Genomic DNA, 13,238 nt, shown 5'->3' with positions numbered 1-13,238 from the left:
CGGTCCTTGGCGTTGAGGTGAATGTCCGTCGGGTACGGGGATTGCTCCACCGGAGCGTGGCGTTCGGGTGTGTCGGGATGGATTCGGGGGACCGGCGAACGGCCTGCGGGGGGTAGCCCCAGCACGAAGACGCAGGCGCGCTCCAGTGCACGGACATCTGTGGACAGAGCACTGTGTGACGCATGGCAGAGAAGCCACCCATGGCAGCCGTGCACGACACACGCGCCGTGCACGACACACGCGCCGTGCACGACACACGCGCCGTGCACGACACACGCGCCGTGCACGACACACGCGCCGTGCACGACACACGCGCCGTGCACGACACACGCGCCGTGCACGACACACGCGCCGTGCACGACACACACGCCGTGCACGACACACACGCCGTGCACGACACGGACGCTGCGCACGACACGGACGCTGCGCACGCCACCAGCTACCACCCGCGTGCACTGGCCCTACGCGCCGACCTCGCCCTCTTCAAGCAACTCCAACGCGGAAGCGACCCGGCCCCGGACCCGACCGGGATCCCGGACCCGGCCGTGACCCCGGCGGACGACAACAGAAAAGAGACGGACGCACCATGATGCTGCGCTATGCCCTGCAGACGATCCGGGACCCGTAAGGGCGGATTCCTCGGTGCCTTCCTGGCCCTCATGTGCGCCGCCGCCCTCATCACCGCCTGCGGCACACTGTTGGAGACCGGCCTACGCGGAAGGATCGCCACCGAACGCTATGCCGCCGCGCCGCTCGTGGTCTCCGCCGACCAGAACGTCCACCGCACCACCGTCAAGCACAAGGGCAACGGAAAAACCAAGGTCAAACACAAGTCGAAGCCGGTCGCCGAGCGCGCCTGGCTGCCCGCGGCCATCGCTGACCGGATCAGCAACCTGGAAGGCGTACGGAAGGTCGTTCCCGAGCTGACCTTCCTGGCCCAGCCCGTGACTCGGTCCGCGCCCCAGTCCGTGTCCCAGTCCGCCGCCCACCGCTCGTACGGTCACTCCTGGGCCTCCGCCCCACTCACCCCCTTCGCTCTCGTCTCAGGCCGCGCCCCCACCTCCGAGGACGACGTGGTGATCGACCGCGGCCTCGCCGAACAGAAGGGCCTGAAGCCCGGGGACCGGCTCGTCGTCCAGTCCACCAGCACCCCCCGTCCGTACCGCATCAGTGGCATAGCGGCCCCGGCCGGCCGGGGCGATCTCGGGCAGCAGTCCTCGCTCTTCTTCTCCACCGCCGAGGCCGAGCGACTTGCCGCCCGACCCGGCCGGATCAGCGCCCTCGGCGTGATGCCCGCGCCCGGCACCGACCCCAACCGGCTGAAGAAGCAGGTCGAACAGGCGCTCAAGGGCACCACCGCGCAGGTCGCCACCGGTGACGACCGTGGGCCCGTCGAGTTCCTGGACGCCGCGGGAGCCCGCATCAAGCTGGTCTCCATGGGCGGCGCCATGGGTGGTACGTCCCTCCTGGTCGCGATCCTCGTCGTGGTCGGCACCTTCGCGCTCTCCATCCAGCAGCGCCACCGCGAACTGGCCCTGCTCCGCGCCATCGCTGCCACCCCGCGTCAGGTCCGCCGCCTCCTCGGCCGTGAGGCCCTGGCCGTCGGAGCCGTTTCCGGTGTCCTGGGCGCGCTCGCCGGGCTGCCCCTCGCCGGCTGGCTGCACAGTCGATTCATCGACATGGGTGTGATCCCGGCGACCCTGGAACGCACCGCAGGCATCTTCCCGGCCTGTGCAGCCCTGGCCGTCACTCTCCTCGGCGCCTGGGCGGCGGCGAGGATCTCCGGCCGCCGTATCGCCCGTATCCGTCCCGCCGAGGCCATGGCCGAGTCCACGGTCGAACGCGGCCCGGCCCGCGGCCGGATCGTCGCGGGTCTCGTGCTGCTCGCGGGCGGCGCCGCTCTCGTCGCCGTACTGAGCGTCCTGCGTACCGAGGCCGCCGCGACCCCCGTCACGTTCCTGGCCGTCGTCGTGTCGGCCACGGCCGTGTCACTGCTGGGCCCGTTCCTCGTACGACTGGCTTCTGTGCTGCTCGCAGGACCGCTTCGACTGGCAGGTTCCGGGGGACCGCTCGCGACCGCGAACATCCGCGGGAACTCCACCCGGATGGCCTCCGTCGTCACCCCGCTCACCCTGCTCATCGGGATGACCTGCACGGTTCTCTTCGTTCAGCCGACGCTCGGCGACGCCGCCCGCGTCCAGGCCCACGACGGCGTCCGCGCCGCCTGGGTACTGGCCGCGCAGGGGCCAGGTGTCCCGTCCGCGGCCGCCGAGACCATCCGTAGGACGACGGGTGTCACGGCCGCCACTGAGGTCGTGCGGACCACCGTGCGCGTCGGCCTCGACAAGTACCCGGCCCAGGGCGTCACCCAAGCCGGACTCGCCCGCACCTGGGACCCTGACGTGACGAGCGGATCGCTCACCGAGTTCACCGCCGGCCCCGGCACCGTCGCGATCAGTGAACTCGCTGCCGACCGGCTCGGCCTCCACCCCGGCAGCAAGTTGAAACTCCACCTCGGCGACGGCACCCCCGCCACCCTCACCGTTGCCGCCGTCTACAGCCGGGGCCTGGGCTTCGGCGACCTGACCCTGCCCCATGAGCTGCTCGCCCGCCACATGGACAACCCTCTTGCCGCCACGGTCCTGGTCGCCGGGGACAGCGGCCGTGACGAACTCGCCGCCGCACTCAAGCGGTTCCCCGGCGTCTCCGTACTCGCCCCGGCGACCGCCGACCGGCTCCAGGCGGACCGACAGCAGGAGAATGCGGCGGTCAACCATCTCGCCATGGGCCTGGTCCTGGCCTTCACCGCCATCGCGGTCGTCAACACCCTTGCCATGTCCGTGTCCGAGCGCATCAGGGAGTTCGCCATGCTCAGGCTGGCCGGCGCGACCCGGCGTCAGGTCCTGCGGATGCTCCGCATCGAGGCCCTGTCGGTCCTGCTGATCGCCGCTGCCCTCGGCAGCGGTATCGCACTGGCTGTACTGACCGCCTTCAGCATCGGCATGACCGGCAGTGCGGCGCCCGCGGTTCTGCCGCTGGTGTTCGCGACGGTGGTGGGCGCCGCCGCACTGCTGGCACTGACCGCCACGGCGCTGCCCGGGCGACTGGCACTCAGGGTCCGCCCGGTGGAGGTGGCCACGTCCAGGCAGTGAACCTCCGACGGGATCAGGCGTCGGCGTCCTCCGGCTGGGACGCCCCGCCCGACTCGACGCCGTCCTCCGGCTGGACACTCCCGCCCCTGCCCCGTCCCAGCGCCGTCCGTCAGGCTTCGACCGGAAGCCCCGCTGCGCGCCATGCCTGGAATCCGCCGATGAGATCGGTCGCCCGGTGCAGCCCCAGCTGCCGCAGGGACGCGACGGCGAGACTCGACGCATAGCCCTCGTTGCAGACCACCACGATGTGGAGATCGTGGCTCACCGCCTCCGGGGCCCGATGGCTTCCCTGCGGGTCGAGCCGCCACTCCAACTCGTTGCGCTCGACGACCAGCGCCCCCGGAATCAGTCCGTCCCGTTCCCGCAGCTCCGCATAGCGGATGTCCACGAGCAGCGCACCGTCCGCAGCGGCGGCGACCGCCTCCTGCGGGCCGACCCGGACGAACCCGGCCCGGACCCGTTCCAGCAGTTCGTCGATCCCGACCGGCTCCGTACCACCCCGACGGCTGTCGCTCACTGCCAGTCCTCCGGCCGTTCGACCTGCTCAAGACGGAGCACCGCACCGATACGGCTGTAGCGCCGGATCTGCGGCAGTGGTGGGTAGTACGCATGGACGGAGACGGCATGCTCCGTGCCGGACTCGTTCAGCACCTCGTGGACGTGGTGGCGGCCGAATGCCCTGCCCTGGCCGGGGGCCAACTGCCGGGAACGGTCGATGCCCTCGGCGAGTTCGAGGGTCTTCCAGCCGTCGGTGGGCAGCCGGGCGGCGAGCGACAGCTCCTTGAGGGTGCCGACTGCGGTGGTGAAGGCGCCGATCGAGTCGGCGTGGTCGTGCCAGCCGGTGCCGGCACCCGGCGGCCAGCCGATCAGCCATGCCTCACTGCCGCCCGGTCCTTCCAGCTGGACCCAGGTGCGGTCCTCGGGATCGAGGGGGAGCGAGGCGACGATCTCGGCGTCGGCGGCGACACGGCGGACGAAATCGAGCAGCTCTGCGGCCGTCGGACCGGTAGCGCCGTCGGCGGCGGAGGACATGAGTACAGAAGGTGACGCAGGGGCAGGCACAGAGACCGTCCTGAGGGTTCGCGCGGATGCACGGCCGCACGACAGTGCGCACGGCGCGGCAGGAGGAGGCGATTCAGCAGGACGGGCGACACACGCAGCCCGCATAGCGGACGAGGTCCGTATGGACCCTCCGCCACAGGCGCACATCGGTGTCGATCACGTTTGGGAGTACACCATGTGCGCCTGCGATGGTCAATTGATGTCCGCTGTCCGGTCGGAGCGCACTGAGGTGCGTGCCGCGCCGCCGCGCGTCGCGTCCGCCGCCGCGAAGAGCTCCCGGGGCCGTACCCCGCCGAACGACGCCACCAGGTGGCCGTCCGGCCTGATCAGCAGCACGGTGTGCGCCGACGCCCCCGGATAGCTCTCGGTCACCAGCAGCTCGCCCTTCACCGGCAGCGCGTCGACAGCCGCGACGAGACTGGGCATGACGCCCGCGGTCATCCAGTGCCGCCGGTCCCACACCACGGTTCCGGGCGCCACCAGGACCACCAGCAGATGCCCCTGCCCCAGCCGCTCGCGCAGCCGCACGGTCGTGCCGTCGGGTGCCGTCACCCGTACATCGGCGACCGGCGCACCGGGGGGCGTACCCACAGATGTGTGCGCCTCGGCGCGTGCGGGCGCAAGGGGCGAGTGCGAGTACGAGGGGGGCGCACCGAGGGGGCCGCATCCCAGATGTCCGTCGGTGAGCAGCGAGTCGTGCCCCCGTGCGCTCCCCGGTACCAGGGTCCGCAGACCTCCGCCGCCGCGCAGTATCGGCAGCGACTGGTCCGCGGCGCGCAGCCGTGTGGCGACCGCGGCCCGGCGCTCCGCCTGGTAGCTGTCGAGCAGTACGTCGGAGGCGCCGTGGTGCCAGGCCTGGGCCAGCTTCCAGGCCAGGTTCTCGGCGTCCCGCAGCCCCTCGTCGAGTCCCTGGGTGCCCAGCGCGCCCAGCAGATGGGCGGCATCCCCGGCCAGGAAGGCCCGGTCGACCCGCCAGCGCAGGGCGAGCCGGTGGTGCAGCGTGTACACGCCCGTGTCCAGCAGTTCGTACGGCGGTGTCTCGCCGCACCAGCCCGCCAGGGTGTCCCGGATCCGGGTGATCAGGGCGTCCGGGGTGACGAGCTCGCCACGCGACGGAAGCAGCCAGTCCAGCCGCCAGGCGCCGTCCGGCAGCGGCCGCGCGGTCACCTCGGCGCCGCCGGTGCGCCACGGCGGCAGCCGGTGCAGCAGGGCCTGCCCGGGCCAGGGAAGTTCGGTGCGCAGCGCGGCGACGGCATGCCGCTCCACCGCCGTACGCCCGGGGAAACGGATGTCGAGGAGCTTGCGTACGGTGGACCTGGCCCCGTCGCAGCCCACCAGATAACTCCCGTGCCACCAGGTCGAGTTCGGCTCCCTGGTGTGCACGGTGACCCCGGCCGGGTCCTGCTCCAGCGTGTCGATCCGGCTGTTCGGAGCCACCTGCACCAGCTCCTGTGCGGCCACCGCGTCCCGCAGCCCGCGTGTCAGGACGTGCTGCGGCAGATGGATGGGGGCCGGCAACGGATCACCGTCGGGGGAGTCCTTGCCGAGCGGCAGCTCACGCACCAGCTGCCTGCGCCGCATGGACCGCCAACCGGACCACCGGATGCTCTCGTGCCGGAGCGCTTTGCAGCCGAGCCGCTCCACCAGGGCCGCTGTGTCCTCGCGCAGCACCACCGTACGGGCGGGACGCGTCTCGTCCTTGGCCGGATCCTTGTCGAGAAGGACGGAAGGGACGCCCTGCGCCGCGAGGGCGAGCGACAGCACCAGACCGACGGGCCCGGCGCCGACGACGATCACCGGGTCCACGGGGCGGCTCCTCGAATCCGTGCGGACGGTGCCGAGGGCGCGGACGGAAGGAGCGCGCGGCTCGAAACGGGGGTAGGCGGCGGAGGAAGTGTGGCGGCGGGGGCAGGGGGCGCGATCACAGAACGTATGCAACCTACTGCCGGTGCTTGCGTCAAGCGACACCAAAGAGCGGTGAGGGGCGGTGGCAGATCTGCCACCGCCCCTCGGGCACGCATTCCGACGAGCCGTCAGGCGGCGCGCCCGTCGTCGACGACGAGCGACGGCGTACCGATGGTCTCGGGCGCGCCCCCGGGCGCGGCACCCTTCCCCTTCTTGTTGCGCCGGAGCCACCGCTCCAGCCACCTCGCGAACGACGTGAGCGCGAAGTTCAGCACGAGGAAGATCAGGGCCACGATCGTGAAGCACGCGATCGTGTTCGCACCGTAGTTCGCGCTCATCGGGCGGACCGACGCCAGCAGTTCGGGGAAGGTCATCATGGCGCCGCCGAGCGCGGTGTCCTTCACGATGACGACGAGCTGGCTGACGATCGCCGGCAGCATGGCCGTCACCGCCTGCGGCAGCAGCACGGACAGCATGATCTGGCTCTTGCGCATGCCGAGCGCCTTGGCCGCCTCCGCCTGGCCCTTCGGCAGGGTCTCGATTCCGGCCCGCACGATCTCGGCGAGGACCGAGAAGTTGTACAGCACCAGTCCGGTCACCACGGCGTACAGCGGACGCACATCGGTATCGATGGTGGTGTACTCCGCATACACCGCGTTCGCGATGATCATCAGGATCAGTACCGGGATGGCGCGGAAGAGTTCCACGACGATGCCGGCCGGCATCCGTACCCAACGGTGGTCCGAGAGCCTGCCGATACCGAACAGGGCGCCCAGCGGCAGCGCGATGATCAGGGCGAAGAACGCCGCCTTGAGTGTGTTCTGGAGGCCCGGCCAGATGTACGTCTCCCACGGCTGGGGGCTGGTGAAGAAGGGCTTCCACTTGATCCAGTCGAGCTGGTGCTTCTCGGCCAGGCCGTCGTACACCCACCACACCACGGCCGCGGCGCACAGCACGAACAGCACTGTGTAGAGGATGTTGCGCTGCTTGGCGCGGGGTCCCTGGGCGTCGTAGAGGACGGAACTCATCGCTTCACCGCCACCTTCTTGCTCACCCAGCCGAGGATCAGGCCGGTCGGGAGGGTCAGAACGACGAAGCCGAACGCGAAGACCAGCGAGATCAGAATCAGCTGGGCCTCGGCCTCGATCATGTCCTTCATCAGGTAGGAGGCCTCGACGACGCCGATCGCGGAGGCGACCGTGGTGTTCTTCGTCAGCGCGATCAGCACGTTGGACAACGGGTTGACCACCGCGCGGAACGCCTGGGGGAGGATGATCAGCCGCAGCACCTGCGTGAAGCTCAGCCCGAGTGCGCGCGCCGCCTCGGCCTGGCCGACCGGCACCGTGTTGATGCCGGAGCGCAGCGCCTCGCAGACGAAGGCGGCCGTGTAGGCGGCCAGGGCGAGTACAGCCAGCCGGAAGTTGATGTCGTCGATGACCTCGGCGCCGAGCATGACGCCCAGCGTCTGGTACAGACCCAGCGACGAGAAGACGATGATCACGGTCAGCGGAATGTTCCGGACCACGTTCACATAAGCGGTGGCGAAGCCACGCATCAGGGGGACCGGGCTGACCTTCATGCCGGCCAGCAGCGTTCCCCATATGAGGGAGCCGAGGGCGGAGTAGACGGTGAGCTGCACCGTCACCCAGAAGGCCCCCAGCAGGTCGTAACCTTCAAGAAAGTCGAACACGATCTCCCGCGCTTCCGCGTGTAGGAGGGCACGGCGCGCCGCCGTTCACGGACGGCGCGCCCGGTCAGCCCTGCTTCACTTGACGATGTTGCCGATCTTCGGGGCGGGCTCGTTCTTGTAGTTCGCCGGGCCGAAGTTGGCCTTCACGGCCTTGTCCCAGGAACCGTCCGAGACCATCTTGGTGAGCGCGTCGTTGATCTTCTTCTTGAGGTCGGCGTCGCCCTTCTTCAGGCCGATGCCGTAGTTCTCGTTGGTCATCTGGAAGCCGGCCAGCTTGAACTTGCCCTGGAAGTTCTGCTGCGAGGCGTAGCCCGCCAGGATGCTGTCATCGGTGGTCAGCGCGTCGATGACCTTGTTCTCCAGGCCGGTCAGGCACTCCGAGTAGCCGCCGTACGTCTGGAGCTGCGCCTTCGGGGCCAGCTTGTCCTTGACGTTCTTCGCCGAGGTCGAGCCGGTGACCGAACACAGCTTCTTGTTGTTCAGGTCGGCCGGCGACTTGATCGAGTCGTCGTCGGCGCGCACCAGGATGTCCTGGTGCGCCAGCAGGTACGGACCGGCGAAGTCGACCTTCTGCAGGCGCTCGTCGTTGATCGAGTAGGAGGCGGCGATGAACTTCACGTCACCGCGCTCGATCGCCGTCTCGCGGTCGGCGCTCTTGGTCTCCTTGAAGACGATGTCCTTGGCGTCGTAGCCGAGTTCCTTGGCGACGTACGTGGCGACGTCGACGTCGAAACCGGTGTACTTGCCGTCTGGCGTCTTCAGGCCGATACCGGGCTGGTCGATCTTGATGCCGATGTTGATCTTCTTGCCGCCGCCCGAGCTGTCCGAGCCGCCGTCCTTGTTGTCGGAACCACAGGCGGTGGCGGTGAGGGCGAGGGCGAGCACGGCGGCCGAGGCGGCGGTGACCTTACGAAGCTGCATGGTGGTTTTCCCTAGAGTTGACGCGATGTGAGTGATCAGCCGGTCCGGGCCCGGTGGTGAAGGATCAGTCAGTGGTGAAGGATCTTCGACAGGAAGTCCTTGGCCCGGTCGCTGCGCGGGTTGCTGAAGAACTGGTCGGGCGTGGCCTCTTCGACGATCTTTCCGTCCGCCATGAAGACGACCCGGTTCGCCGCCGAGCGCGCGAAGCCCATCTCATGCGTGACGACGACCATCGTCATGCCGTCCCGGGCGAGCTGCTGCATGACCTCCAGCACCTCGTTGATCATCTCCGGGTCGAGCGCCGATGTCGGCTCGTCGAAGAGGATCACCTTCGGGTCCATCGCCAACGCCCGTGCGATGGCCACGCGTTGCTGCTGACCGCCGGAGAGCTGGGCGGGGTACTTGTCGGCCTGCGTCGCCACACCCACCCGGTCCAGCAGCGAACGGGCCTTGTCCTCGGCGGCCTTCTTGTCCGTCCTGCGGACCTTGATCTGGCCCAGCATCACGTTCTCGAGCACCGTCTTGTGCGCGAAGAGATTGAACGACTGGAAGACCATGCCGACGTCGGCGCGCAGCCGGGCCAGCTCCCTGCCCTCCTGGGGCAGCGGCTTGCCGTCGATCGATATGGCGCCCGAGTCGATCGTCTCCAAGCGGTTGATCGTGCGGCACAGCGTGGACTTCCCGGACCCGGAGGGCCCGATGACGACCACGACCTCGCCACGGGCGATGGTCAGGTCGATGTCCTGGAGCACATGCAGCGCGCCGAAGTGCTTGTTGACGTTGCTCAGTACGACAAGGTCGTTCGCCGCAGGCGCGGCGTCCTCGGCGCCCTTGGTCACTGAAACTCCGCTCATCGGCTTCTTGCTCCGTCCTCCTCGGTTGGGAAGGACCCTAGTGACGCGGTGCTACCAGCGTCATTACATCTGAGCGGAAATTGAGGATAACGATCCGGCGGCGGCCGGACACTCCGCGTGAACGGGGTGGCGGGCGAGACGCCCGGGGCGTACCGGGTGGATAACAGATGGCTCGATGCGATGGGCGGGCCCTTGACTGACGTACCGGTCATCGGAGTGGATGCCCTGGTACGCCATGACGTGAAACACCTCGCTACGGGGAAGTGACGAGGGGCGTACGAGAGACCACACCGACACACGCCGATACCGCACCTACGGAAATCCGGCATCGCACCTTCGGAAAGGGGGAGCCTTGAGACTGCTGCTCGTCGAGGACGACAACCACGTCGCGGCCGCCCTCTCCGCGATCCTCGCCCGGCACGGCTTCCAGGTCGTGCACGCGCGCAGCGGCGAGGAGGCACTGCAGGCGCTGCTGCCCGCGGACACGGAACCCTTCGGTGTCGTGCTCCTCGACCTAGGCCTGCCCGACCAGGACGGCTACGAGGTGTGCGGGAAGATCCGCAAGCGCACCTCCACCCCGGTGATCATGGTGACCGCGCGCGCCGATGTCCGGTCGCGGATCCACGGCCTCAACCTCGGGGCCGACGACTACGTGGTCAAGCCGTACGACACCGGCGAGCTCCTCGCCCGTATCCACGCCGTCAGCCGGCGCAAATCGGCGGGTGAGGACACCGTCCCCACGCCCGTCGTCGCTCTGCGCCTCGGGCACGTCCACATCGAGCTGCCGACCCGCCGGGTCAGCGTCGACGGATCGGAAGTCCAGCTCACCCGCAAGGAGTTCGACCTGCTCGCGCTGCTCGCCCAGCGCCCCGGTGTGGTTTTCCGCCGGGAGCAGATCATCAGCGAGGTGTGGCGCACGAGCTGGGAGGGAACGGGGCGCACGCTCGAAGTGCACGTCGCGTCCCTGCGTTCCAAACTGCGGCTGCCGGCACTGATCGAGACGGTGCGCGGGGTCGGCTACCGCCTCGTCGCCCCGTCCGCGTAGAGGCGTACGTCCCAGGTGCGCACCCGGCTGCTTCCCCTGCTCATCATTCTCATGGCGAGCGTGCTGCTCGCCCTCGGCTTCCCCCTGGCCGTCAGCGTGGCCGGCGCCCAGCAGCAACGCGTCGTCATCGACCGCATCGACGACACGGCACGCTTCGCCGCGCTCGCCCAGTTCATCGCCGAGCGGACCCCCGGCTACGACGAGAGACGCCGCACCCTGCGGAGCGAACTCGACACCTACGCATCGGTGTACGGCATCCGCGCCGGTGTCTTCTACCGCGACGACAGTGCCATGGCGAAGGCCCCGGCCACCTGGCAGCTCCCGATCGAGGGGGAGGGGAGAGAGGCCTTCAAGGAGGCGCTCCTGGGTCGTCGCAGCCACGATCCGCCGCAGGTCTGGCCCTGGCAGCGGGGCAGGGTCGTCGTCGCCTCACCCGTCGTACGGGACGGCGATGTCGTCGCCGTCGTGGTCATCGACTCGCCCACCTCCGAAATGCGCGCACGCACGCTGCGCGGCTGGTTGCTCATCGCGGCCGGCGAAGTCGTCGCGATGCTGGTGGCGGTCGGCGCCGCGATCCGGCTCACCGGCTGGGTACTGCTGCCCGTACGGACCCTGGACGCGGCCACCCACGACATCGCCAGCGGCCGGATGAGATCTCGGGTCGCGGCCTCCGGAGGGCCGCCGGAACTGAGGCGCCTGGCCCGCTCGTTCAACGAGATGGCCGACAACGTCGAGGACGTGCTGGAGCAGCAGCGCGCCTTCGTCGCCGATGCCTCGCACCAGTTGCGCAACCCCCTTGCCGCATTGCTGCTGCGGATCGAGCTCCTCGCGCTCGAACTCCCGGAGGGCAACGAGGAGATCGCCTCCGTGCGCACGGAGGGCAAGCGCCTCGGGCAGGTTCTCGACGACCTGCTCGACCTGGCGCTGGCCGAACACGCCGATGCCGATCTGCAGCTCACGGACATAGGCGCACTCACCGCGGAACGCGTCGCTTCCTGGCGAGCGGTCGCCGAAGAGAAGGGAGTACGGCTCAGGGCGGACGGCTCATCCGCCGTGACCGCCTGGGCGGACCCCATCGCCCTGTCGAGCGCCCTCGACGCCATCATCGACAACGCCCTGAAATTCACCCCTGCCGGCGAAGAGGTCCTCGTCACGGTCGCCTCCGGCCGCGATGACGTCACGGTCGTCGTCGCCGACCGCGGACCGGGCCTCACCGCACAGGAGATGGAGCGCGTCGGAGATCGCTTCTGGCGCAGCGCCCAGCATCAGAACGTGCAGGGTTCCGGTCTCGGGCTCTCCATCTCCCAGGCCCTTCTGGCGGCGGGCGGCGGCTCTCTCAGCTACGCCGCGCATGAGCCGCACGGCCTGCGGGTGACGGTGTCGGTGCCACGCCAGGGCCCGCAGGGCTGAGCGCGGACGGGCGAGGGCCCAGCCCGGGGATCGGGCCCGACCGAGCGGTGCCGGGGATCAGGGCTTGACCGAGCGGTAGTAGCGCTTGGCCCCTTCGTGCAGCGGCAGCGGATCGGTGTAGATCGCCGTACGCAGATCCACCAGCTGGGCCGCGTGCACCTCGCGCCCGATCCGGTCCCGGCTGTCGATCACGGTCCGGGTGAACGCCTCCGTCATCGCCGGATCCGTACGGTCCGTGGTCACCAGCACATTGGCGACCGCCACCGTCGGCACCGCCTGCCCCTGCTGCGCGTTGCGGTAGGCGTCGGCGGGCATCACGGCCGAACGGTAGTAGCGGGCGGACCCGCCCACGGCCTGAAGCTCCTTGATCAGCGGGGCCTCCAGCGGCACCAGCCGGATCGCGAACCGGTCCGACAGCTCCTGGACGGCGGAGGTGGGCAGTCCGCCGGACCAGAAGAAGGCGTCGAGCAGGCCGTTCTCCAGCCTCTGAGGCATGGTGTCGATGCCGTCGGGAAGCGGCGTCACATCGTTCGCGGGATCGAGGCCGGCGGCCGTCATCAGCCGGTCGGCGATCAGTCGTACCCCGGAACCCGGCTGCCCCACCCCGACGCGCTTGCCGATCAGGTCCGAGACCTTCCGCACCTCCGAGTCACGCGGCACGACCAGCTGGATGTAGTCGTCGTACAGCCGCACACAGCCCCGCAGCCGGTCGGCGCCCGGCTTGCCGCTGCGCAGATAGGTGGCCAGGGCATCGGCGGTGGCGATGGTGAAGTCGGCCTTCCCCGTGGCCACCCGCGCGATGTTCTGCTGCGAGCCCTCACTGGTCTGCAGCCGTATCGACACCTGGGGCAGATCCTTGGCCAGGTCCCCCTTGAGCCGCTCGCCGTACCGCTGGTAGACCCCGCTGCGTACGCCGGTGCTGAAGGTCAGCGTGCCGCTTGGCGTCGGGTTTCCGAGCGGGAGCAGCCACCACAGCAGCAGCCCGAGCACGACGGCGAGGGCGGCGCACGCCTGAAGGGTGCGGGGCCGGCCGATACGGGACAGTGCCTGGAGCATGGCGGCGATCCTGCCAGCCCGCCGGGGCGATGACCAGGGCCGGGCCCCGGTGGTCCGGAGCCTCGGTCCCCGCACCCGGACACAGGGGCCGTGAGCCCGGCCGGAGAGGTATTCATCCTTGCGGCCCGATCGGAGCCCTTACC

At 69.7% G+C, this 13,238-nt stretch carries 11 protein-coding genes and 1 pseudogene; 4 read left to right on the top strand and 8 right to left on the bottom strand.

The genetic code is table 11. The features are described 5' to 3' along the window. The first annotated feature begins 182 nt into the window (after positions 1–182). Positions 183–590, top strand: coding sequence for a hypothetical protein (locus tag OG953_RS12020; protein WP_405684085.1), 408 nt, complete (start codon positions 183–185; stop codon positions 588–590). After that, a pseudogene (locus OG953_RS12015) lies at positions 587–3,152 on the top strand (FtsX-like permease family protein). Before OG953_RS12020 ends, OG953_RS12015 begins: the two are co-directional and overlap by 4 nt. 109 nt (positions 3,153–3,261) lie before the next feature. Here the strand turns inward: OG953_RS12015 and OG953_RS12010 are convergent. The 7 genes from OG953_RS12010 to OG953_RS11980 all read right to left on the bottom strand — a co-directional run bounded on the left by OG953_RS12010 (position 3,262) and on the right by OG953_RS11980 (position 9,584). Continuing rightward, the gene (locus tag OG953_RS12010) at positions 3,262–3,669 is read right to left on the bottom strand and encodes a rhodanese-like domain-containing protein (RefSeq protein ID WP_383970464.1); all 408 of its coding nucleotides are present in this window, start codon (positions 3,667–3,669) and stop codon (positions 3,262–3,264) included. Further along, complete coding sequence (locus tag OG953_RS12005; protein ID WP_405684083.1) at positions 3,666–4,184, bottom strand: cysteine dioxygenase; 519 nt, start codon at positions 4,182–4,184, stop codon at positions 3,666–3,668. Before OG953_RS12005 ends, OG953_RS12010 begins: the two co-directional genes overlap by 4 nt. A 222-nt stretch (positions 4,185–4,406) precedes the next feature. Then, positions 4,407–6,020: an FAD-dependent monooxygenase gene (locus tag OG953_RS12000; RefSeq protein WP_405684081.1), complete on the bottom strand. Its 1,614-nt coding sequence runs from the start codon at positions 6,018–6,020 to the stop codon at positions 4,407–4,409. A gap of 227 nt (positions 6,021–6,247) precedes the next feature. Then, positions 6,248–7,147 carry an amino acid ABC transporter permease gene (locus OG953_RS11995; protein WP_405684080.1) on the bottom strand — a complete coding sequence of 300 codons (900 nt, stop codon included), beginning with the start codon at positions 7,145–7,147 and terminating at the stop codon, positions 6,248–6,250. Continuing rightward, the gene (locus OG953_RS11990) at positions 7,144–7,809 is read right to left on the bottom strand and encodes an amino acid ABC transporter permease (RefSeq protein WP_398255939.1); all 666 of its coding nucleotides are present in this window, start codon (positions 7,807–7,809) and stop codon (positions 7,144–7,146) included. Before OG953_RS11990 ends, OG953_RS11995 begins: the two co-directional genes overlap by 4 nt. Before the next feature lie 75 nt (positions 7,810–7,884). Further along, on the bottom strand, positions 7,885–8,730 hold the full coding sequence (locus tag OG953_RS11985; RefSeq protein ID WP_405684079.1) for a glutamate ABC transporter substrate-binding protein: 846 nt from the start codon (positions 8,728–8,730) through the stop codon (positions 7,885–7,887). Between the two features lie 68 nt (positions 8,731–8,798). Further along, entirely contained in the window at positions 8,799–9,584 is a 786-nt protein-coding gene (locus tag OG953_RS11980) for an amino acid ABC transporter ATP-binding protein (RefSeq protein WP_342281856.1), read from the bottom strand. Positions 9,585–9,936: 352 nt separating this feature from the next. Here OG953_RS11980 and OG953_RS11975 point away from each other — a divergent pair, with 352 nt between their 5' ends. Next, the gene (locus OG953_RS11975) at positions 9,937–10,629 is read left to right on the top strand and encodes a response regulator transcription factor (RefSeq protein WP_405684077.1); all 693 of its coding nucleotides are present in this window, start codon (positions 9,937–9,939) and stop codon (positions 10,627–10,629) included. A gap of 15 nt (positions 10,630–10,644) precedes the next feature. Next, positions 10,645–12,039 carry a sensor histidine kinase gene (locus tag OG953_RS11970; RefSeq protein WP_405684076.1) on the top strand — a complete coding sequence of 465 codons (1,395 nt, stop codon included), beginning with the start codon at positions 10,645–10,647 and terminating at the stop codon, positions 12,037–12,039. A 57-nt stretch (positions 12,040–12,096) separates the two neighbouring features. Here OG953_RS11970 and OG953_RS11965 read toward each other — a convergent pair whose 3' ends face one another. Next, positions 12,097–13,095 (bottom strand): TAXI family TRAP transporter solute-binding subunit, encoded by a 999-nt coding sequence (locus tag OG953_RS11965; protein WP_405684074.1) that lies wholly within the window; start codon positions 13,093–13,095, stop codon positions 12,097–12,099. Positions 13,096–13,238 lie beyond the last annotated feature (143 nt).

This window comes from Streptomyces sp. NBC_00057, assembly GCF_045041165.1.
Lineage (GTDB): Bacteria > Actinomycetota > Actinomycetes > Streptomycetales > Streptomycetaceae > Streptomyces.
Note: the sequence above shows the minus strand (reverse complement) of the source record. Positions and strands in the feature narration are given on the sequence as shown.